The sequence below is a fragment of the Streptomyces sp. NBC_01235 genome (genome assembly GCF_035989285.1).
GTDB lineage: Bacteria > Actinomycetota > Actinomycetes > Streptomycetales > Streptomycetaceae > Streptomyces.
On sequence record NZ_CP108513.1, the window covers coordinates 6,526,641 to 6,548,236 of the forward strand.

19 protein-coding genes are annotated in these 21,596 nt (G+C 71.5%); 11 read left to right on the forward strand and 8 right to left on the reverse strand.

All coding sequences use genetic code 11. The annotated features are described in order from the left end of the window. Positions 1-126 precede the first annotated feature (126 nt). The 3 genes from OG289_RS29210 to OG289_RS29220 all read left to right on the forward strand — a co-directional run bounded on the left by OG289_RS29210 (position 127) and on the right by OG289_RS29220 (position 2,686). Entirely contained in the window at positions 127-225 is a 99-nt protein-coding gene (locus tag OG289_RS29210; RefSeq protein ID WP_003948845.1) for a 30S ribosomal protein bS22, read from the forward strand. A 299-nt stretch (positions 226-524) separates the two neighbouring features. Next, positions 525-1,604, forward strand: coding sequence for an NAD-dependent epimerase/dehydratase family protein (locus OG289_RS29215; protein WP_327317023.1), 1,080 nt, complete (start codon positions 525-527; stop codon positions 1,602-1,604). A gap of 14 nt (positions 1,605-1,618) precedes the next feature. Next, positions 1,619-2,686 carry a lysophospholipid acyltransferase family protein gene (locus OG289_RS29220; protein ID WP_327317024.1) on the forward strand — a complete coding sequence of 356 codons (1,068 nt, stop codon included), beginning with the start codon at positions 1,619-1,621 and terminating at the stop codon, positions 2,684-2,686. Positions 2,687-2,895: 209 nt separating this feature from the next. On the opposite strand, the gene OG289_RS29225 is transcribed toward OG289_RS29220, so the two are convergent. The 3 genes from OG289_RS29225 to OG289_RS29235 all read right to left on the reverse strand — a co-directional run bounded on the left by OG289_RS29225 (position 2,896) and on the right by OG289_RS29235 (position 6,520). Then, complete coding sequence (locus tag OG289_RS29225; RefSeq protein ID WP_327317025.1) at positions 2,896-4,137, reverse strand: DUF5667 domain-containing protein; 1,242 nt, start codon at positions 4,135-4,137, stop codon at positions 2,896-2,898. 245 nt (positions 4,138-4,382) lie between these two features. Next, a complete protein-coding gene (locus OG289_RS29230) occupies positions 4,383-5,159 on the reverse strand; it encodes an ECF subfamily RNA polymerase sigma factor, BldN family (RefSeq protein WP_327317026.1) in 777 nt (258 codons plus the stop codon). 413 nt (positions 5,160-5,572) lie between these two features. Further along, positions 5,573-6,520 (reverse strand): HAD family hydrolase, encoded by a 948-nt coding sequence (locus OG289_RS29235; protein WP_327317027.1) that lies wholly within the window; start codon positions 6,518-6,520, stop codon positions 5,573-5,575. A 93-nt stretch (positions 6,521-6,613) separates the two neighbouring features. Here OG289_RS29235 and OG289_RS29240 point away from each other — a divergent pair, with 93 nt between their 5' ends. From OG289_RS29240 to OG289_RS29260, 5 genes are all read left to right on the forward strand, one after another. Beyond that, positions 6,614-6,895: a glutaredoxin family protein gene (locus tag OG289_RS29240; RefSeq protein WP_327317028.1), complete on the forward strand. Its 282-nt coding sequence runs from the start codon at positions 6,614-6,616 to the stop codon at positions 6,893-6,895. A 271-nt stretch (positions 6,896-7,166) separates the two neighbouring features. Then, the gene (locus OG289_RS29245; protein ID WP_327317029.1) at positions 7,167-7,925 is read left to right on the forward strand and encodes a redox-sensing transcriptional repressor Rex; all 759 of its coding nucleotides are present in this window, start codon (positions 7,167-7,169) and stop codon (positions 7,923-7,925) included. Further along, positions 7,922-9,655 carry a glutamyl-tRNA reductase gene (locus OG289_RS29250; RefSeq protein WP_327317030.1) on the forward strand — a complete coding sequence of 578 codons (1,734 nt, stop codon included), beginning with the start codon at positions 7,922-7,924 and terminating at the stop codon, positions 9,653-9,655. Before OG289_RS29245 ends, OG289_RS29250 begins: the two co-directional genes overlap by 4 nt. 5 nt (positions 9,656-9,660) lie before the next feature. Then, complete coding sequence (gene hemC / locus OG289_RS29255; RefSeq protein WP_327317031.1) at positions 9,661-10,620, forward strand: hydroxymethylbilane synthase; 960 nt, start codon at positions 9,661-9,663, stop codon at positions 10,618-10,620. Then, positions 10,617-12,308, forward strand: coding sequence for a bifunctional uroporphyrinogen-III C-methyltransferase/uroporphyrinogen-III synthase (locus OG289_RS29260; RefSeq protein ID WP_327317032.1), 1,692 nt, complete (start codon positions 10,617-10,619; stop codon positions 12,306-12,308). Before hemC ends, OG289_RS29260 begins: the two co-directional genes overlap by 4 nt. Before the next feature lie 80 nt (positions 12,309-12,388). On the opposite strand, the gene OG289_RS29265 is transcribed toward OG289_RS29260, so the two are convergent. Both OG289_RS29265 and OG289_RS29275 read right to left on the reverse strand, forming a co-directional pair. Continuing rightward, a complete protein-coding gene (locus tag OG289_RS29265) occupies positions 12,389-12,550 on the reverse strand; it encodes a DUF397 domain-containing protein (protein WP_327317033.1) in 162 nt (53 codons plus the stop codon). Between the two features lie 433 nt (positions 12,551-12,983). Continuing rightward, positions 12,984-15,263 (reverse strand): peptidoglycan recognition protein, encoded by a 2,280-nt coding sequence (locus tag OG289_RS29275; RefSeq protein WP_327317034.1) that lies wholly within the window; start codon positions 15,261-15,263, stop codon positions 12,984-12,986. A gap of 248 nt (positions 15,264-15,511) precedes the next feature. On the opposite strand from OG289_RS29275, the gene hemB reads away from it, so the two are divergent. Next, positions 15,512-16,504, forward strand: a complete 993-nt coding sequence (hemB, locus tag OG289_RS29280) for a porphobilinogen synthase (RefSeq protein WP_327317035.1) — start codon at positions 15,512-15,514, stop codon at positions 16,502-16,504. Positions 16,505-16,535: 31 nt separating this feature from the next. Here the strand turns inward: hemB and OG289_RS29285 are convergent, their stop codons facing one another. Then, positions 16,536-17,288, reverse strand: a complete 753-nt coding sequence (locus tag OG289_RS29285) for a DUF4232 domain-containing protein (RefSeq protein ID WP_327317036.1) — start codon at positions 17,286-17,288, stop codon at positions 16,536-16,538. 188 nt (positions 17,289-17,476) lie between these two features. Between OG289_RS29285 and OG289_RS29290 the strand changes: the two genes are divergently transcribed. After that, a complete protein-coding gene (locus tag OG289_RS29290) occupies positions 17,477-18,817 on the forward strand; it encodes a helix-turn-helix domain-containing protein (RefSeq protein WP_327317037.1) in 1,341 nt (446 codons plus the stop codon). Here the strand turns inward: OG289_RS29290 and OG289_RS29295 are convergent. Next, on the reverse strand, positions 18,757-19,053 hold the full coding sequence (locus OG289_RS29295) for a hypothetical protein (protein WP_327317038.1): 297 nt from the start codon (positions 19,051-19,053) through the stop codon (positions 18,757-18,759). The genes OG289_RS29290 and OG289_RS29295 overlap by 61 nt on opposite strands. Before the next feature lie 213 nt (positions 19,054-19,266). On the opposite strand from OG289_RS29295, the gene OG289_RS29300 reads away from it, so the two are divergent. Beyond that, entirely contained in the window at positions 19,267-20,472 is a 1,206-nt protein-coding gene (locus OG289_RS29300; RefSeq protein WP_327317039.1) for an aminotransferase-like domain-containing protein, read from the forward strand. A gap of 7 nt (positions 20,473-20,479) precedes the next feature. On the opposite strand, the gene OG289_RS29305 is transcribed toward OG289_RS29300, so the two are convergent. Beyond that, complete coding sequence (locus OG289_RS29305; RefSeq protein WP_327317040.1) at positions 20,480-21,256, reverse strand: DUF4253 domain-containing protein; 777 nt, start codon at positions 21,254-21,256, stop codon at positions 20,480-20,482. Between the last annotated feature and the right edge of the window lie 340 nt (positions 21,257-21,596).

Below are 21,596 nucleotides of genomic sequence, written 5' to 3' on the forward strand. Positions count from 1 at the left end.
ACTTCGGGATCTCCCCGATCCGCCTCGATTACGACCTCAGCGCTCGGGCGGGTAGGCTAGCCCCTTGTAGGTCGTATGGGCCCATGGCGCCCAGCACCGAGTGATGAGAAGTGAGCGAGGGTAGTCGTGGGCTCTGTTATCAAGAAGCGGCGCAAGCGGATGGCCAAGAAGAAGCACCGCAAGCTGCTCAAGCGCACGCGCGTTCAGCGTCGCAACAAGAAGTAAGCGAACGTCCTTACTTCTACGCGACGCGAGCCGCGTAGGCGTGGCGTGGCCCCCCACTGTGTTGTCGGTGGGGGGCCACGCGTATGTCCGGGTGTCGTGCGGTCGGTTGAACGCGGTGCGTACGTCTGGACTGGCACCATGGCTGATCTGGTCGTACGACCGAGGGTTCTCGTCACGTCGTGCATCGGGCGGTCATCACAGCGCAACATCGACCCGCTAAGTTGGCCCGCAGACGGGGAACACGGCAGGGTGGCCGAGCGGTACCAGGACGGTTCCAGGACGGAAGGAAGGCGCTGATCTTGGGTAAGGTCGTGCTCGTTACCGGAGTGGCCCGTCAGCTGGGGGGCCGGTTCGTACGACGGATCCAGCGTGACCCACAGGTCGACCGGGTGGTCGCCGTGGACGCCGTACGGCCCGAGCACCATCTCGGGGGCGCCGACTTCATCCAGGCCGACATCCGGCAGGGCACCATCGCGCGGGTGCTCGCCGAGACCGGTGCCGACACGGTCGTCCACCTGGACGTGACGGCGACCGCGCTGGGCAGTGGCAGCCGGACCACGGTCAAGGAGACCAACGTCATCGGCACCATGCAGCTGCTCGGCGCCTGTCAGAAGTCGCCGAACGTGAAGCGGCTGGTCGTCAAGTCCTCCACCAACGTGTACGGGTCCGCGCCGCGTGATCCCGCCGTGTTCACCGAGACGACCCCGCCCAAGTCGCTGCCCAGCGGCGGCTTCGCCAAGGACGCCGTCGAGGTCGAGGGGTATGTGCGCGGGTTCGCCCGGCGGCGGCCCGATGTCGCCGTGTGCGTGCTGCGGTTCGCCAACATCCTGGGGCCGACCGCCGAGACCCCGCTCGCCTCGTACTTCTCGCTGCCCGTGCTGCCCACCGTGTTCGGCTACGACCCCCGGCTGCAGTTCGCGCACGAGGACGACGTGATCGAGGTGCTGCGGATCGCCTCGCACGAACCCCAGCGGGGCACGCTCAACAGCGGCACCTTCAACATCGCCGGGGACGGGGTGCTGCTGCTGTCGCAGTGCTCGCGGCGGCTCGGGCGGCCCACCGTGCCGCTGCTGCTGCCTGCCGTCACCTGGGCGGGGTCCCTGGTGCGTACGCTGGGTATGACGGACTTCTCGCCCGAGCAGATCCGGCTGCTCACCCACGGCCGGGTCGTGTCGACGGACCAGATGCGCGAGACACTGGGGTTCACGCCGCGGTACACGACGGCCGAGACCTTCGCGGACTTCGCGCGCAGCCACGGACCCGGGCTCCTGCCGCCCGAGGCCGTTGCCGGGGCCGTGGACCGGATCGCGGCCCTGCCGCTGCCCGTGCCGGGCGGCGGGCACGCCCCGGCTCACCCCCCGACGCCGAGCGCCAACTGAGGAGCGCATCAACGATGGCGGACGCCAAGGTCATTCCGTTCGACGACGACCGGACCCGGGGGAGCGCCGCGACGCGGCCGCCGCGGCGCCGGGGTGCGGGGAGCCGACGCAAGACCGGCGAGCCTGCGCCGGTCCGGGAGATCGGCGAGGTCGGTGAGGTCCAGCCCCTGCCCACCAGGGCGGGTGGGCAGGATGATGTTCCTGTGACGGGTGAGGAACGGGCGCGAGAGGGCGAGGGCGGGGGCGGCCTGGAGCGACGGATCGCGGGCGGGCTGTCCTTCCTGCGCCGGCGTCTCACGGGCGACTACGAGGTCGACGACTTCGGCTACGACGAGGAGCTGACCGACCAGGTCCTGATGTCCCTGCTGCGGCCGGTGTACGAGAAGTACTTCCGGGTCGAGGTGAAGGGCATCGAGAACATCCCGGCCGAGGGCGGCGCGCTGATCGTCGCCAACCACTCCGGGACGCTGCCGTTGGACGGCCTGATGATGCAGGTCGCCGTCCATGACCAGCACCCGGCGGGCCGGCATCTGCGCCTGCTCGCCGCCGACCTCGTCTTCGTACTGCCGGTCGTCAACGAGCTGGCCCGCAAGCTCGGACACACCCTCGCCTGCGCGGAGGACGCCGAACGGCTGCTGGGCCAGGGCGAGCTGGTCGGGGTGATGCCGGAGGGCTTCAAGGGCATCGGGAAGCCCTTCAGCGAGCGCTACAAGCTCCAGCGGTTCGGCCGGGGCGGCTTCGTCTCCACGGCCCTGCGGCAGGGCGCCCCGATCATCCCGTGCTCGATCGTCGGCGCGGAGGAGATCTACCCGATGATCGGCAACGCCAAGACGCTGGCGCGAGTGCTGGGCTTCCCCTACTTTCCGCTCACGCCGACCTTCCCGTGGCTGGGTCCCCTGGGCGCCGTTCCGCTCCCCACGAAGTGGACGATCCAGTTCGGCGAGCCGATCCCGACGGACGGCTATCCGCCGGAGGCGGCGGAGGACCCGATGCTGATGTTCAACCTGACGGACCAGGTCCGGGAACAGATCCAGCACACGCTGTACAAGCTGCTGGTGCAGCGGCGGTCGGTGTTCTTCTGAGTTCTTCTGACGGGTGGTGTCGGCTGGGGCCGGTGAGCCGTCGGACGGAGTTCGGCGCGGCTGTTCGAAGCCTGCGAAGCGGTGCGAGAGCTGCGGGCGGGAGGGGCCGAGCTGTTGGTGCAGCGGCGGTCGGTGTTCTTCTGGCGCTTGATACGACGGTGGGGGCGCCCCTCTCGAGAGGGGCGCCCCCACCGTCGTAGAAGACGGACCTACTCCGCGCCGTCGCTGTCGATGCCCAGGCCTGGGAGCAGGCCGGGGAGGAGGGGTGGGAGGGTGACGTCGGGTTGGGTGCTGGAGGTGCTGGTGGTCGGGGCGGTGGTGCCGGTGTCGTTCGGGGGGTCCAGGAGGCCGCCGGTGCTGCCGCCGAGCAGGCCGTCGTCGGTCGTGCCGGACGTGGACGAGTTGCTGGGGCCGTCGGTGCCCGTGCCCGTGCCGGTGCGGGAGGGGGCGCCGGTGGGGGGCGTCGAGCGGCCCGTCCCCGTCGATGTGCCGGTGGACGTCGAGCCGGAGCCCTGACGGTTGCCGCTGCCGCCCTGGGCGGGGGGCTGCGGGAGGAGGGACTGGAGCGGGGCGACCTCTTCGTCTATGGCCTCGAAGACCGACGAGACCTGCTGACTGACGTCCCCGAGCTGGACCGGCAGGCGGTCGCGCAGGGCGCCCCAGGCCTCGCGGTGCGAGCGGGAGAACGCGTCGAGGGCCTGGATGGGGCTCAGGGAGTTCGGGTCGCGTTCGTACGCCTCGTGGAGGAGGCGGTGGCCTTCCGTAGCGTCGTGCTGCACGCCGTTCAGGGCGCGACGTACCTCGCCGAGGGACTCGTGGTCGAGGTCGCCACTGCGGCCCCGTTCCATGAGTCGACGCGCCTCGCTCAGCCGGGTGGAGGCCTGGTCGAGGTAGGTGCGCCCGCGTTCGTCGTTGCCGTCGGCCAGGTAGTTGAGCTTGAAGTCCTCGATGCCGCGCTTCAGCCCGTAGAGCCCGTCGCCCGGGAGGGCGTCGGAGCTCGCGGCGGCGACTCCGCCGAAGGCGCCCGCCGCGACGCCGACGCTGAGGCCGCCCGCGGTGAGGCCTCTGGCGAGGCGGGAACGCGGTCGGAACTTGCCCAACGGACTGGCCCGGTGCGTGCCCTTCGCCCGGTGGGAGCGTTGCTCCGGCACCGAAGGGTCCGCTGCCTCGCCTCCCGCGGTGCCCGCCTGCAGCATGGCCTCCATAGCGGCGACCAACTGGGCCCGCTGGACGACCTTGACCTCGGGATCGAGTTCCGGCTTGGGCAGCTCGGCGAGACTCGTGGCGAGGGCCAGGAGCTGGCCCTGTCCGGTCTGGTCCGCAGCGGCCGGTGCCGGCGGTGATCCTTCGGTCTGCTCGGCCGCCGTGCCCTCGGAGGAACAGTCGGACTGCTCCTCCAAGGCCTGGGCGAAGGCGTTCGCCCGCCGGTGCGCCGATACGTTCGCGATCACTGGCGGCACCTCCTCTCGTCATGACGGTCGACTCCCCTGGGGTCCTGAGGGTTGCACGCCCCGGGCCGGTTCCACACGATCGAGTGATCGGGGTCGGCCGGGACGTGACCACAGGGAGCCTGTATCCCGCACAACGACTGGCGTGGCACTTGGGTTACGGACGGCTGATGAACGGATCGGGAAGGCAACGGACTTTCACCGAAGGTGAGTTGGGGATTGCCGACAGTGAGCTGTGGACGGGTCGGTCAGCGGGCGTCTTCCGGCAGGAGCCGGGCGAGGGTGCGGACGGCCCGGTACTGGAGGGTCTTGATGGCGCCCTCGTTCTTGCCCATCACGCGCGCGGTCTCGGCGACGGACAGGCCCTGCAGGAAGCGCAGGGTCACGCACTCCTGCTGCTGGGGGTTGAGCCGGCGCACGGCGTCCAGGAGCGCGGCGTTGGAGAGGGACTCCAGGACGGAGTCCTCGGGTGAGCGCTCGACCTCGTTGGCGTCGAGCATTTCGCCGGTCGTCACTTCGAGCCGGAAGCGGCTCGACTTGAAGTGGTCGGCGACGAGGTTGCGGGCGATGGTGACGAGCCAGGCGCCGAAGTCGCGGCCCTGCCAGGTGAACGTCCCGATGCGGCGCAGGGCGCGCAGGAACGTCTCGCTGGTGAGGTCCTCGGCGGTCGCCTTTCCGCCGACCCGGTAGTAGATGTAGCGGTAGACCGTGTCGCTGTACTGGTCGTACAGGCGCCCGAACGCGTCGGCCTCGCCGGCCTGGGCGCGTTCGACGAGGTCCATCATCCGGGCGCTGTCGCTGTCGGCGGCCGGCCGACGGGCGGTGGCCGTGCCGGTCGCACGTCCCCGTCTGCCGACCGCGGCGGTGCCGTCGGCCAGTGCGTAGCACGGGCCGACGGGCGCGGCGGCGAAGGCGGGGACGGCGTACGCGGTGGGGACGAAGCCGCGCAACAGGTCCTGGACCGTAGCGACCGTTGCGCGCAGCGTAGCCAGGCCCGAGGTGTCAACCCCGACGTGTGGGTACACGGGACTCCCAGAGGCAGAGCTTCCATCACGTGCAGTGCGGAACCTTTCACCCGTCGTAGCGACGGGAGGGGTACCGGATTGCGTCTGAGGAGAATAACGCTTCGTGCAGGCCCTGCTACACCGAGTTGCTCAAATCATCGATTACGTCGCTTCTGTGACCTATTGACGCCCGATCAAGTTGCGTAGGGTGAACGATTGTTGATCGAAAAGGTTCGAGTTTCGGGTCGGTCCGGGGCGTGTTGTGGCTGTGCGCGGACAACAGGCCTGGATGAGGGGTTACGGGGGTGTGACCGTTGGATTGACCGGGTTCGCCCGACATGGCTGCCGATATGACCGCCGATATGACCGCCGATATGACTGAGCGGCCGGACGGTGTGTCACACCGTCCGGCCGCTCAGTCGTGTGGCTCCGGGCTACCGCCGTCGCCGGTGCAGCGCGATCGCCGCCGCCGTGCCGCCCGCCACCGCGCCCACGCCGGCCGCTGCCGGGATACCGACCTTCGCCGCCTTGCGGCCCGTGCGGTAGTCGCGCAGGCGCCAGTCGAGGTTGTGGGCGTGCTTGCGGAGCTTGGTGTCGGGGTTGATGGCGTAGGGGTGGCCGACGAGGGAGAGCATCGGGATGTCGTTGTGGGAGTCGCTGTAGGCGGCGCAGCGGGAGAGGTCCAGGTTCTCCGCCGCGGCCAGCGCGCGGACCGCCTCGGCCTTCGCGGGCCCGTGCAGGGGCTCGCCGACCAGCTTGCCCGTGTAGACGCCGTCGACCGACTCGGCGACCGTGCCCAGCGCGCCGGTGAGGCCGAGGCGGCGGGCGATCACCTGCGCGATCTCCACCGGGGCGGCGGTGACCAGCCACACCTTCTGGCCCGCGTCCAGGTGGGCCTGGGCGAGGGCCCGGGTGCCCGGCCAGATGCGCTCGGCCATGTACTCGTCGTAGATCTCCTCGCCGATCGACATCAGTTCGGCGACGCGGTGGCCCTGCACGATGGACAGGGCCGAGTCGCGCGCCTCCTGCATGTGTTCGGGGTCCTCGACGCCGGCCAGCCGGAACCACGCCTGCTGCCAGGCGAAGCGGACCAGGTCGCGGGTCTCGAAGAACTTCCGCTTGTACAGACCGCGGCCGAAGTGGAAGAGCGCCGCGCCCTGCATCACGGTGTTGTCGAGGTCGAAGAAGGCGGCGGCCAAGGCGTCGCCGTGCACCGGGAACTGCGGTTCCCGGGCGGACGTGTCCAGGGTGTCCTGGGATTCCAGGGCTTCCTGTGCTTCCTGGGTCGACTTGCGGGCTGCCTCCGCCGAGGCCTCGCCTGCCAAAACGCTCCGCGCCGTGGCGGAGCGCCTACGGGGAGTGAGCCATCCTAGAGCGGCCATGGCGTGAGCATAGCCAGTCTGTTCGGTGGTTCCGGAGTCGAGAGGTTTGAAGGGTGTGAACTCTCCGCGACCGCACAGTTAAAGAGAGCGAGAATGGCCCACATGAGTCCCCTCTTTCGACGTAAGGCAGCCCCGCACGAGCGGGTGGTCACCCTGATCCGCAAGTCCGGTTGTCATCTGTGCGACGACGCGGAGCGCGTGATCGAAAAGGTCTGCGGTGAACTCGGCGTGCCCTGGGAGCGGAAGGACATCGCAGAGGACCGGGAACTGTACGACCAGTACTGGGAGCAGATCCCCGTCGTGCTCGTGGACGGCAGGCAGCACACCTTCTGGCGGGTGGACGAGGGTCGCCTCCGCAAGGAGCTGGCCGGGTAGGAACCGTGTGGGAGGCGAGGGGAACCGACCGAACAGTACAAGGGCGTACCGAACGTCGCTTAGGATCGATGGCGGTTTTGTCTCGGGGGCGGGATTCACGAGGAGAGTGGCGGTTTTGCCCCCTGGAATGATGTGCGTGACCCCGGTCACGTTGGCCGGGCAAATCGGACACCATCTTTGTGCACGCGTTCACAAAGACATAGCCTGCTGTCGACGGGGCGGTCTGGGTACGTGTGACCGCCTACAGCCCCGCTCTACCCGCAGGAGCACCGTGGCAACTGGCCGAACTCACCGACCGGCGACCCGTAGCCGAGGGATTCCCGAGGCCACCGTCGCCCGCCTTCCGCTGTACCTCCGCGCGCTGACCGCACTGTCGGAGCGCTCGGTGCCCACGGTCTCCTCCGAGGAGCTCGCGGCCGCCGCCGGGGTCAACTCCGCGAAGCTGCGCAAGGACTTCTCTTACCTGGGTTCTTACGGAACGCGGGGTGTCGGCTACGACGTCGAGTATCTCGTCTACCAGATCTCCCGTGAGCTCGGGCTCACCCAGGACTGGCCCGTCGTGATCGTCGGTATCGGTAACCTCGGCGCGGCGCTGGCCAACTACGGCGGGTTCGCCTCGCGCGGCTTCCGGGTCGCGGCGCTCATCGACGCCGACCCGGCGATGGCGGGCAAGCAGGTCGCCGGGATCGCCGTGCAGCACAGCGACGGCCTGGAGAAGATCATCTCCGACAACGGCGTCTCCATCGGCGTGATCACCACCCCGCCGGGCGTCGCCCAGCAGGTCTGCGACCGGCTCGTGGCCGCCGGCGTCACCTCCATCCTGAACTTCGCGCCGACGGTGCTGACCGTCCCGGACGGCGTGGACGTGCGCAAGGTAGACCTCTCCATCGAGCTGCAGATCCTCGCCTTCCACGAGCAGCGCAAGGCCGGCGAGGAGGCCGCGGCGAGCGAAGCCGCCGTCGCCGTCGGCCGCGACGACACCACCGACCAGGGGCCCGACGGGGACGTACCCGCCGTGATGCCGGCATGAGTCTCCTCGTCGTCGGACTGAGCCACCGCAGCGCCCCCGTGAGCGTGCTGGAGCGGGCCTCGCTGTCTGCGGACGCCCAGCTCAAGCTGCTCCAGGACACGGTCGCCGCCGAACCGGCCGCCGAGGCCGCCGTCCTGGCCACCTGCAACCGCATCGAGCTGTACGCCGACGTGGACAAGTTCCACGCGGGCGTCGCCGAGCTGTCCACGCTGCTCGCCCAGCACAGCGGGGTCGGCCTGGAGGAGCTCACTCCCTATCTCTACGTGCACTACGAGGACCGCGCCGTCCACCACTTCTTCTCGGTGGCCTGCGGCCTGGACTCCATGGTCGTCGGCGAGGGGCAGATCCTCGGGCAGATCAAGGACTCGCTGGCCCGGGCGCAGGAGCTGCACACCGCCGGACGGCTGCTGAACGACCTGTTCCAGCAGGCCCTCAGGGTCGGCAAGCGCGCCCACTCCGAGACCGGCATCGACCGCGCCGGGCAGTCCCTGGTCACCTTCGGCCTCGAGCAGCTCGCCGCGGGCGGGGACGTGCGGGACTGGGCGCGCGGCAAGCGGGCCCTCGTCATCGGCGCCGGTTCCATGTCCTCGCTGGCCGCCGCCACCCTCGCGCGCGCCGGGGTCGCCGAGGTCGTCGTCGCCAACCGCACCCTCGACCGGGCCGAGCGACTCGCCCAGATATTGGCCGAGGCCGACGGCACGGACGTGTCGGCCCGCGCGGTACCGATGGAATCGGTGCCGGCCGAGCTGACACGTGCCGACGTAGCCGTCTCCTGTACCGGGGCGACGGGCCTGGTCCTGACGGCGGAAGCGGTCGCCACGGCGGTCGAGGGCCGCACGGGCGCGCCCGTCGCCTTCGCCGACGAGGACGCCGCGGCGACGGAGGCACGGCCGCTGCCGCCCACCTCCGTCGGGACCGACGAGAACTGCCCGCTGGACCTGGCCCCCGCACAGCAGGCCGCAGTACCGCAGGCCCCCGTGCAGCAGTCCGGATTCTCCGTGATGGGGGAGGCCGCCGTCGCCGGCATGGACGCGGCGACCCTGGAGCAGCACGCCGCCTGGGTCGACAACGCGACCGTGGACCGCCGGGTGACCACCCGCCGTCCCGAGGCCGACGCCGAGCTGATCAGCGCGCTCGCCGCGCTCGCCGCCGCCATCGGCCGCATCCCCGAGCGCCGAAAGCCCGAGCCGGTCGCCACGCTCGTACGGCCCGAGCCGGTCCTCTTCCTGCTCGACCTGGCGATGCCGCGGGACGTCGACGCGGCCGCGCACCGGTTCGCCGGGGTGCGGCTGGTCGACATCGAGTCGCTGTCGGAGGCTTCCGCCGACGCGCCGATGGCCGCCGACGTCGACCAGGTGCGGCGGATCGTCGCCGACGAGGTCGCCGCGTTCGGCGCCGCGCAGCGGGCCGCGCACATCACGCCGACCGTGGTCGCCCTGCGCGCCATGGCCGCCGACGTCGTCGCCGGCGAGATCGCCCGGCTCGACGGGCGGCTGCCCGGCCTGGACGACAAGCACCGCGCCGAGATCACGCAGACCGTGAAGCGGGTCGTCGACAAGCTGCTGCACGCGCCGACCGTACGGGTCAAGCAGCTCGCGGCCGAGCCCGGCGGCGCCGGGTACGCGGACGCGCTGCGGACCCTGTTCGACCTCGACCAGGAGACGGTGGCCGCCGTGTCCCGGGCCGAGGACAGCACCGAGAAGAACGCAGAGAACCGAGGGCCGGCATGAGCGGCATGAGTACGAGAGCACTGAGACTGGGGACGAGGCGAAGCACACTCGCCATGGCCCAGTCCGGGCAGGTCGCGGACGCCGTGAGCCAGGTGACCGGGCGGCCCGTCGAGCTCGTCGAGATCACCACCTACGGCGACGTCTCCCGCGAGCACCTCGCGCAGATCGGCGGCACGGGTGTCTTCGTCACCGCGCTGCGGGACGCGCTGGCCAAGGGCGAGGTCGACTTCGCGGTTCACTCGCTGAAGGACCTGCCGACCGAGCAGCCCGAGGACCTGGTCCTGGCCGCCGTACCGGTGCGCGAGGACCCCCGCGACGTGATCGTCGCCCGGGACGCGCTGAAGTTCACCGACCTGCCGCGCGGGGCGCGCATCGGCACCGGTTCGCCGCGCCGCATGGCCCAGCTGAACGCGTACGCGCGCACCCACGGGCTCGACATCGAGACGGTGCCGATCCGAGGGAACGTCGACACGCGGATCCGGTACGTGCACGACGGCGAGCTGGACGCGGTGGTGCTGGCCGCGGCCGGCCTCAGCCGCATCGGCCGCCTCGGCGAGGTCACCGACTTCCTGTCGGTGGACACGGTTCTGCCCGCTCCCGGCCAGGGAGCACTGGCGATCGAGTGTGCCGCGGACAACGCGGACCTCATCGCGGCGCTCGGAGAGCTCGACGACCCGTTCACGCGGGTCGCCGTGACCGCCGAACGGTCACTGCTCGCCGCCCTGGAGGCCGGTTGCAGCGCCCCTGTGGGCGCGCTGGCCGACCTTCTGGCCGACGGGCAGTTTGTCAAGGAAATGCGCCTGCGGGGCGTCGTCGGCACGACCGACGGATCCCGCATGGTGCAGCTGTCCACCACCGGTCCCGTGCCCGAGACGCATGACCAGGCAATGACGCTCGGTCGCGAACTCGCCGCCGAGATGCTTGCCCAGGGCGCGGCCGGTCTGATGGGGGAGCGAGCACAGTGAGCCCCACCACCCTTCCAGCCGCTGGTCCTGAACACGGGCACGTCACCTTCCTGGGTGCCGGACCCGGGGATCCGGGACTACTGACTCTGCGCGCCGTCGAGGCGCTGGCACACGCGGACGTCCTCGTCGCCGAGCACGATGTGCTCGACGTCGTGCGGACGCACGCGAAGCCGGGCGTCACCGTCGTGAACGCGGAAGCGAGTCCTTCGGGCACGGGCGCGCCGCTCCCGACGGTTGTTGACGGCACGTCAACAACCGCTGAGGTACCCGCTGTGCGCGATGCCGCACATCTTGTCATGGAGGCCGCGAGGGGCGGCAGGCGGGTCGTCCGTGCGGTGTCCGGGGACCCTGGACTCGATACGTACGCGGCGGAGGAAATGCTCGCGTGCGCGGCGGCCGGTGTCCCCTTCGAGGTCGTACCCGGTGTCGCGGCCGCCGTCGGCGTGCCCGCGTACGCCGGTGTGCCGCTGCGGGACGCGCACGGCGCGGACGTCCGGTTCGTCGACGCGCGCACGGCTTCGGACCGCTGCTGGACCGAGGTCGGGGCGTCGGACGGGACCGTCGTCGTCTCGACGACTCTCGACTCCGTGGCGTCGGCCGCCGGAGAGCTGGTGTCGGCGGGCCGCAAGCCCGATACGCCGATGACGGTGACGGTGGCCGGTACGACGACCCGGCAGCGGACGTGGAGCGCGACCCTCGGGACCATCGCGCAGACGCTGAAGCAGGCGAAGGTGCTGCCCTCGCCCGAGGGCGGCCGGCCGGTGATAGTCGTGGTCGGTGAGCGTTCCGCCCCCGCCCAGCGCGAGCAGCTGGCGTGGTTCGAGTCCAAGCCGCTGTTCGGCTGGAAGGTGCTCGTGCCGCGGACGAAGGAGCAGGCGGTGTCGCTCTCCGACCAGCTGCGGTCGTACGGGGCCGTGCCGCACGAGGTGCCGACGATCGCCGTCGAGCCGCCGCGCACGCCCCAGCAGATGGAGCGGGCGGTCAAGGGCCTGGTGACGGGCCGCTACGAGTGGATCGCTTTCACCTCGGTGAACGCCGTCAAGGCGGTTCGCGAGAAGTTCGAGGAGTACGGGCTCGACGCGCGGGCCTTCGCGGGCATCAAGGTCGCGGCGGTGGGCGAGCAGACCGCGAAGGCGCTGATCGCCTTCGGCGTGAAGCCGGACCTGGTGCCGAGCGGGGAGCAGAGCGCGGCCGGGCTGCTTGAGGACTGGCCGCCCTACGACCCCGTCTTCGACCCGATCGACCGGGTGTTCCTGCCGCGCGCCGACATCGCCACGGAGACGCTCGTCGCCGGGCTCATCGAGCTGGGCTGGGAGGTCGACGACGTCACCGCCTACCGGACCGTGCGTGCCTCGCCGCCGCCGGCGGAGACGCGGGAGGCGATCAAGGGGGGTGGCTTCGACGCCGTGCTGTTCACGTCGTCGTCCACCGTGCGGAACCTGGTCGGTATCGCCGGCAAGCCGCACAACGTGACGGTCATCGCGTGCATCGGTCCGGCGACGGCCAAGACGGCGGAGGAGCACGGGCTGCGGGTCGACGTGATGGCTCCGGAGCCGTCCGTGCACAAGCTGGCGGAGGCGCTGGCCGACTTCGGACTGGCGCGCAGAGCTGCCGCTCAGGAGGCGGGGGACCAGGTGAGCCGGCCGAGCGAGCGGCGGCCGGGGGCGCGGCGGCGACGGGCCACCTGAGCCCCGAGGACGCGGACTGACAGTGCGCATGAGGCCCCGTACCCGTCGAATCGGGTCCGGGGCCGCGTGCGTTCGCTCTGTCAGTTCCCTGAGGCGTACGGCAGGAAGGCCGCCCAGGTGGTGGGGGTGAGGGCGAGGCGGGGGCCGTGGGGGGTCTTGGAGTCGCGGACGAGGATGTGGTCGGGGGCTGCGGCCACTTCGACGCAGTCGGGGCCGTCAGGTGTGCGGTAGCTGCTCTTCATCCACTCCAGAGCCGGTCCGCATCGAGGTCACGGATGCCCTTGGCGAACACCTGCCCACCCCGCCTCGGGCAACCGCCGAGGCACCCGCAGAATCCGGCTACGGCCTGCTGCTCGTCGAGGAGCTGGCGGACCGCTGGGGCGTGCGGTCCGGACCGGTGCCGTGCAAGACGGTGTGGGCGGCACTCGATCTCGTCCCTGGTCGATGACTCCCTGCCGATGGGCCCGGCCCCGGAGCCCGGAAGTACGCGGCAACCACCTCACCCGCACGCGGGCTGTCGCTGACCGCCATCGGAGTGGCCACCCCCATCCTGTCGCTGACAGAGGGTGCCCCGGTCGACATCCGCAGTCGGCCCACTTCGCGTGGTTGAGCCGTCTGAGAACAGACGGGAGCCCGGAGCGCGGGGCTCCGGGCTCCGGGCTGGAGACGGTCGGCTTACTTGATGTACACCAGCCCGTCAGTGGTGACGGTGGGGCGGCCGCTGGTGCCCACGACGACGATCTTGACCGTGTGCTTGGCGCTGCCGGCCCAGGTCCTGGTCCAGATCGCCTGGCGGTACAGCGTGGTGGCGGACTTCAGGTCGACGGTGGCGACCTTCGTGCCGTCGACGTAGACGTACGCCTGGCCGGAGGTGGTGGCCCGGGAGACCACCCAGGCGGCGGAGCGGCCGGTGAAGGTCCAGGTGAGGCTCGCGCCCGTGGCGCCGCTGGAGTACGACGTGCCGCCGAGGTAGCTCGTGGAGGAGCGGGCGGTCCAGCTGCCGGACTTGGTGGCGGAGGTCTCCTGCAGGATCACCGGGGTGTACGAGGGCGAGGACGTGAGGTAGTTGCCGGCGTAGTCGTAGGCCCGCATCGACCAGGTGGTCGCGGTGCCGGGCTTCGCCGTGCGGCTGGAGCTGGTGACGGTCGGGCCGAAGGTCGCGGCGGTGGGCGACAGCAACTGCACGGAACGCAGGGCCTTGTCGTCGGTGGCCTTCCAGCCCAGGGTGACCGGGACGGCGCTGGTGCTGACGGTGCCGGTGCGCAGGGAGAGCTTCGGGGCGATGGTGAAGGTCGGTGCCGTCGTCTCGGCGACGACGCTCAGTGAGGCGGTCGTCGACGTCCTGCCGGACTGGTGGACCGCCCGTACGGCGACGGTGTGGCTGCCCAGGGCCAGGGTGGCGCTCGCCGAGGTGGCCGTGCCGGCCGCGGTCGCGGCCACCTTGCCGTCGACCAGCAGCTCGAACTTCGAGATCAGCGAACCGGGCGTGGTCGCCGTCCAGTTCACGGTGACGGCGCCCTTGGTGTAGTAGGTCGAGCCCGACAGGCTCGCGCCACCGGCCACCGAGGTGACCTTCAGGCCCTGCACCGGGCCGGCCGCCCAGGCGCGGACGGTCGGCAGCTGGTCGTAGAGGAGGCCGCCGGGGCACTGTGTGTTGTAGCCGTCGCGGTGACCGGAGATCCGGTTGAAGGTGTACAGGCTGCCGGAGGTGAAGCTCTTGGCGAAGTAGTTCGTCTGGGTGGCGCCCGCGGTGAGCTGGGTGGTTCCGGCCGGGTCGGCGCCGTACTGGCCGAGCTTCCAGGCCGCGAGGCGGGCGATCGAGGTCAGCGCGGCGTTGGTGGCGGTCGTCTGGGTGTAGTCACCGATCACGGCGACGGCCGCGGACTCGCGGTTCCAGCCGTAGGTGTGGGCGCCGAACACCGGCAGGCCGACACCGCCCTTGCGGCCCTCGTAGAGGGTGCCGCACTTGTCGACGAGGAAGTTGTAGCCGATGTCCTTCCAGCCGCTGACCTGCACGTGGTACGCGTAGATGCTGCGGATGATCGACGGCGACTGGTCGCAGGTGTAGTCGTTGGTGCCGTCCGTGTGGTGCACGAACATCACCTTGACGTCCTTGTTGTACTCCGGCGCGTCGGGGCTGATCGACTCGTCGGCACCCCACTCGGCGCGCGAGCGGATCGGCGGCTGGGGCACGGTGGACGGCGGCGCGGTGGGTGCGGGCGACGTGGTGGCCGACGGGCTCGTGGTCGGGGACGTGGTCGGGGACGCGGGGCTCGACGTGGTCGAGGTGGCCGTGGGTGCCGTGGACGCGGTGTCGGTCGCGGTCGCGGTCGGCGAGGTGGCCGTCTGGCTGTCCGTCGGCGCGGCGGAGACGGTGTCGCTCGGAGAGGCGGAAGGGTCGGCGGACACGGAGTCCGTCGCACCGGGGGTCGGCTCCATGACGAACGCGGCGGACTCGGTGCCGGTCTTCGTCTCGGCGTCGGTCACCACTCCGGGGTCGACCAGGTTGACCTGCAGCCCCTTGGGCAGCGCGGAGGTGGTGCCGTTCTTGCGGACGACCTGCACCTGGACGCCGTCGGACGGGCCGACCCAGGCCGGCTCGGACGCGCCGCGCACCTTCGGGCCCGGGTCGTCCAGCGGGTCGACGTCCAGCTCCAGGTCGTGCCAGGCGCTCCATTCACCGGTCGCGACGCTGCGGGTGCGCACCTGCGCCGTGCCGGCGAGTCGCTTGGCGCCTCCGGTCCAGGTGACGCCGAGCAGCGAGAACTCCTCGGTGTCCGTGCGCGGCAGCTCCTGGCGGTCCCCCGAGGTGCCCTTCAGCGCGAGGTCGTAGACCTTCACCGGCCGCTTGGGCCGGGTTCCCTGATCGGCGGACGGACTGGCGACCGCGTAGGTCACCACGCCCCCGCCCCCCAGGACCACCGCACCGAGCGTCAGCCAGGCCCGCCTCTTCATGCTCAGCGGTCTGTACGCACGCGTTCCACGTCGACGTCGACTCACGACGAAGCCCCACCCCTGAAAGTCACAACAACGGTCACGTAAGGCACACCTGACACACAGACAGCCCGTACAGAAAGCGGTGTCCGGCTGGAAAGTGTCACACCGGTGCGGATCTTGGTGACGTGATTCACTCGCCGACGACAGGGCGGCGGGCCGACTGGGCGTCGGCAAAGGCGGGGCCGGGACGGGCGTAGCGTAGGTGCATGACGAAGTACGGTTCCTTTCCCGGTTCGCGTCCTCGGCGGCTGCGCACCACCCCCGTCATGCGGCGCATGGTCGCCGAGACCCGGCTGCACCCGGCCGACTTCATCCTGCCCGCGTTCGTGCGGGAGGGTGTGAGCGAGCCGGTGCCGATCCAGGCCATGCCCGGGGTCGTGCAGCACACGCGCGACAGCCTGAAGAAGGCCGCGCTGGAGGCCGTGCAGGCCGGGATCTCCGGGATCATGCTCTTCGGCGTGCCGGAGGAGTCGAAGAAGGACGCGCTCGGGACGCCCGGGACCGACCCGGACGGGATTCTCCAGGTCGCCATCCGGGACGTGCGGGCCGAGGTCGGGGACGAGCTGCTCGTCATGTCCGACCTGTGCCTGGACGAGACGGTCGACCACGGGCACTGCGGGGTGCTGGACGCCGAGGGGCGGGTCGACAATGACGCCACCCTGGAGCGGTACGCCGAGATGGCGCAGGTGCAGGCCGATGCCGGGGCGCACGTGGTGGGGCCGAGCGGGATGATGGACGGCCAGATCGGGGTCGTCCGCGATGCCCTTGACCAGATCGGGCGGGAGGACGTCTCGATCCTCGCCTACACCGCCAAGTACTCCTCCGCCTTCTACGGGCCCTTCCGGGAGGCCGTCGGGTCCTCGCTGAAGGGTGACCGGAAGACCTACCAGCAGGACCCGGCGAACCTGCGGGAGTCGATGCGCGAGTTGGCGCTGGACCTGGAGGAGGGGGCCGACATGGTGATGGTCAAGCCGGCCGGGCCCTACCTGGACGTCCTGGCCCGCGTCGCCGACGCCGTGGACGTGCCGGTCGCCGCCTACCAGATCTCCGGCGAGTACTCGATGATCGAGGCCGCCGCCGAGAAGGGCTGGGTCGACCGCGACCGGGCGATCTTCGAGACGCTGACCGGCATCAAGCGGGCCGGGGCGCGCAACATCCTCACCTACTGGGCCACCGAAGCGGCCCAGAAACTGCGGTAGTTCGCCTGTCTTCTCCTGCTGTCGCAGTCTCTTACCAGGACAGTACGTCGTCCATGTCCCGCTGCCAGTACGTCACCGTCAGTGAGCTGTCGTAGTAGACGCCCTTGGCGGGCAGGGACGGTGTCGCGGAGGCGCCGCCGTCGCTGTTCGGGGTGTAGCCCTGGAAGGCGACGGTCAGCTTCTTCGCCGTCGTGCCGCCGTCCCCGCTGCCGTCGGCGGCCGACAGCAGGACGCCCGCGTAGCCGGACTCGCCGGGCGCGAGGGTCGTCACCGCCTGCGGCTGCGTCGCCTTGTCGCCCCCCGGCGCCCACTGCATCTCGTCGAAGCGCAGGATCGGGTAGTAGGTCAGGTCGCACATCTTGGAGCCGGTGTTGGTCACCGTGAGCAGCATGTGGTTGAGCGGGCGGGCCATCGGCTGGGCGGTGACCTTGGTGTTGGAGCCGTTGCAGAGGACGCGGGTCGCGGAGACGGTGCCGGTGCCCTTGCCGGCTGAGCCGGTCGAGCCGGTCGAGCCCGTCGAGCCGGTCGAGCCCGACGAACCGGTCGAGCCGGTCGAGCCCGTGGTGTCCTGCGCCGGGTTCGTGCCGGTGCCGGTGCCGGTGCCGGTGCCGGTGCCGGTGCCCTTGTCCGATGCGGGCGTCGGCTGCGCGGTGGCCGTCGTCGTCGATGACGCCGGGTGCGACGCGCCCTCGTCCTTCACACCGTTCCCGTCCTCGCACGCCGTGAGCGCGAGGGAGGCCAGGGCGGTGAGGGCGAGCAGGTGGCGGGTGCGGCGGATGCGCATGATGAAGTCCTCTTCCGGGATGGCGAGTTGAAGCGACGTGCTTCGATGGCCAAAGCTTGTGAGGGGATCTGTCCCGGCCGCCACGACCGGCGGGCGATCAGGGACGCTGGAACGCCCACAGTGGGTCTGACCTGGGGAAATATGCCGTCCCTGGAATGCGGGGATGGGACATGGAGAGTGGGAGAACGGTGTCTGCGAGCGAGTTCGCCGAGCTGCTGCGGGAGCTGAAGGAGCGGTCAGGCCTGAGCTACGGGACGCTCGCCAAGCGGCTCCACATGAGTACGTCGACGCTGCACCGCTACTGCAACGGGGACGCCGTCCCCACGGACTACGCGCCCGTGGAGCGGCTGGCCCGGCTCTGCAAGGCGTCACCGCGGGAGCTCGTCGAACTGCATCGGCGGTGGGTGCTGGCGGACGCGGTGCGGGGGAGGAAGACGGCGGGTGCGGCGGAGGTCGTCGCCGTGGAGGCCGCCGTTGAGGAGATGGTTCCCGAGGCCGCCGCAGCGGAGGCGGTGGTCGAGGAGACGGTTCCTGAGGCAACGGTTCTTGAAGGGGCCGGTGGCGCTGAGGGCGTGGAGAGCGCGGAGAACCGTCGTACCCGTCGTCTCCGCCGGCCCGTGGTCCTCGCCGGGGTCGGTGTCGTGGCCGCCCTCGGGTCCGTCGCGTTGGCGCTCGCGTTGACCCTGCCGTCGGGCGGGTCGGGCGAGGGTGACGGGGACGGCGGTCGTGCCGTGGCAGACGCCGCGTCCGTGCAGGGGCGGGGGGCGAAGGGCGCGGCGTCGTCGCCGTCGGCGTCCGGTTCCGCGTCCGTGTCCCCGTCGGCCTCGGCCTCGGCCTCGGCTTCGCCCTCGGGATCAGCGTCGCCGTCGACTTCCGGCACCGCGGCGGGTTCCGGGGCGCAGGCGGACGATTCCGTGCCGCTGACGGTCAACACCCGTCCGTACGCCTGGGTGAGCCCCTGTAGCCAGCACTATCTGATCCAGCGTGGGCCGGGGGAGGTCGCGCCGCCGCCCCTGGAGCAGGACGCGCCCGCGTGGGTGTCCGCGCACGGGGCCGTGTCGGCGGGGGAGCAGTTCCTGGAGATCACCGTGCAGGGGACCGGTCCGGAGACCGTCGTCGTGGACAGTCTGACGGTCCGGACGGTCGGCAAGGGCGTGCCGCTCGCCTGGAACGACTACGCCATGGGCTACCCGGGCGTCGGGTGCGGTGGCGGTATGCCGACGCGCTCCTTCTCCGTCGCTCTCGACGCGGCGCGGCCGGCGCTGGTGCCCGAGGCGGGGCACCAGGACTTCCCGTTCAAGGTGAGCGAGTCCGACCCGGAGGCCTACTACGTCACGGCCGACGCCTCCGCGTACGACGTGCGCTGGTACCTGGAGCTGTCCTGGTCCAGCGGTTCGCGGCACGGCACGCTGACGATCGACGACAAGGGCAGGCCGTTCCGCACGAGCGGTGCCAACGGGCGGCCCGACTACGAGTTCCCGCTCGGCGGCTCCGCGTGGGGGCGGGCGGGGGCCTCTCCCACGCCGTAGGAACCCTTGCCGTGGGAGGCGGAGCCCGTCAGGGTGCTGGAGCTCGACGGGCCCTCGTCGCGCAGGCCCTCGCCGTCGTTGCACGCGGTGAGGGTGAGAGCCGCGGCGGCGGTCAGTGCGGCGGCGAGCAGACGGGCGCGGCGGCGGGTGGGCGGAGCGGGCCGAGCGGGGCGAGCGGGCCGAGCGGGGCGAGCGGGGCGAGCGGGGTGAGTGGGGGAAGTGGGGGAAGTGGGCATGGGGCAAGCCTGAGTCGTACGGCCTCCGGCCTTCCACATCTGCGGCGCAACTCGGGACGCCGGTCCGGTCCCATGGCCCCTGACCTGCGGGAACGGTGTCCCTTTGGGACGGGATGCGGGACGGCCGACCGGCCGGAACACGAGCGCGCCGCACCTGTGTCCATATGTCAGAAACCCAGGTGTAGGTGGCATGTATCTCCGTACAGTGCGGCCATGACTGTCGCCCCGGTGCCCACCACCGCCCCCGTCCCCCCGCTGGCCGCCCGTGCCCGGTCCGTGGGCGGGTCGCCCGTGCGGGACATCCTCGCCGTCACCGCCCGCCCCGAGGTGATCAACTTCGCGGGAGGGCTGCCCGCGCCCGAGCTGTTCAACCGCGAGGGCGTGGCCGCCGCCTTCCGGTACGTGCTGGAGCAGGCCCCCGCCCAGGCCCTCCAGTACTCCACGACCGAGGGCGAGCCGGGCCTGCGGGAGCGGCTCGCGGCGCGGACGACGGCACGCGGACTGCCCACCACCGCCGACGACCTCCTCGTCACCACGGGCTCGCAGCAGGCCCTGTCCCTGCTGGCGACCGCTCTCCTCGACCCCGGCGACACCGTCCTCGTCGAGGCGCCCTGCTATCTGGCCGCCCTTCAGGTCTTCGGCCTGGCGGGAGCGCGGATCGTCGCCGTGCCCGGGGACGCGGACGGCCCCGACCCCGAGGCGCTCGCGGAGCTGGTGGTCCGCGAGCGGCCGAAGCTCCTCTACACCGTCCCCACCTTCCAGAACCCCACCGGCCGCACCCTCCCCGCCGAGCGCCGCGCCGCCCTCGCCTCCGTCGCCGCCCGGCACGGCCTGTGGATCGTCGAGGACGACCCCTACGGCGAACTCCGCTACGACGGCCGGCGCGTCCCCTGGATCGCCGCCCACCCCGACGCCCGCGACCGCACCGTCCTCCTCGGCTCCTTCTCCAAGGTGATGGCCCCGGGGCTGCGGCTGGGCTGGCTGCGGGCTCCCGCGGAACTGCGCCGGGCCTGCGCCGTCGCCAAGCAGGCCGCCGACCTGCACACCCCGACCGTCAACCAGCTCGCCGCGGCACGCTACCTGGCCGTCTCCGACCTCGACGCGCATGTGACGCGGGTGGCGGCCGTGTACCGCGAGCGGCGGGACGCCATGCTGGCGGGACTGGGGGAGGCGCTGCCGGAGGGGTCGGTGTGGACCCGGCCCGAGGGCGGCATGTTCCTCTGGGCCCGGCTGCCGTCGTCGTACGACACCACGGACCTCCTCCCGCAGGTCGTCGCCCAGGACGTGGCCTACGTCCCCGGCGCTCCCTTCTACGCCGGTGAGCCCGACCGCTCGACCCTGCGGCTGTGTTTCGTGACGCAGACGCCGGAGGAGATCGGGGAGGGGCTGCGGAGGCTGGGGCGGGGGTTGAGCCGTTAGAGGTGGCTCAGTCCCACCAGAAGTGCCAGGCGCGTTCGCCGATGAGCTGCTGCGCGTACTCCCGCAGGCTGCCCGTGCCCTGCGTGATGGTGTCCGGGCAGAACGCGAAGTGCTCGGCGGCGACCGCCTCCGCCTCGGCGAGGTCGGCGGGCGGTGCGGCGACCGAGACGGACAGGCGGTCGAACCCCAGCGCCACCACCCGTATGCCGAAGCGCTCCTCCCAGGAGCGCAGGACCGCGCAGAGAGGTGCCACGTCCTCGTCGTAGTTCGCGGGGCCGGTCCAGCCGACGGCCGCCGGGATGTCGGCGCTGCGGCGGGCCGCCACGAGTCCCAGGTGCGGCTCCTTGAACCAGGGCCGCCCCTCGGTCAGCGCGTCGGCGACCTCGGCGGCCCGGGCGTCCGGATCGGCGGCGAGGGTGCAGGCGGCGGCCAGGCCGGGCCACTCCTCACCCTCCGCCGCGACCTCGTCCCAGTAGTCCGCGAGGACTTCCTCGGCGTCGTGATCCCCCGGGTACGACATCTCGTCCGGCACCAACTCCCAGGACTCCGGGCCGCCCTGGCCGCCGCCGAGGTCGACGAGGACCGGGAGCAGCCCCGCACGCCCGGCGGGCCGCCTCAGAGACCTCCAACTCCCCGGCCCCGCCTGCTGTTCGGCGTGCCACAGCAAGGGCCCCTCGGCCGTGTCGGTCGCGTCGATGAGTCTCCCGGGCGGGAGTTGCAGTCCCAGGGAGCGGCCGCTCGGGTCGGTCGCCAGCTTGGGCAGCGGGTTGGGAAGAGTCGCCATGCCGGTGACTCTAAGGGCAGGCACTGACAACGCCCTTTCCCGGGCCGCGCACCCGATTTCCCCTCCGATTCCTCCGCGTTTCCTCACCGCGGTTCACACTCCGGCCCCGCCGCGCCTCTTGAAGACGTAGGCGTTGGCGATCGCGCGGCCCGGAGCCGCTCGCAGGAAGGAGCCCCGCATGGACCCGGTCACCGGATCGGTGCTGATGGCCCTGGTCGGCCTGGGCGTACGTGTCGTCGCCCTGGCCTTCCAGGAGGTCCGGGCGTGCCGCCAGGACCGCCAGGAGCAGGCGCGGCGGTCGGCATCCGCTGGTCGGCGGACGGCACCCGCTGGCCCCACG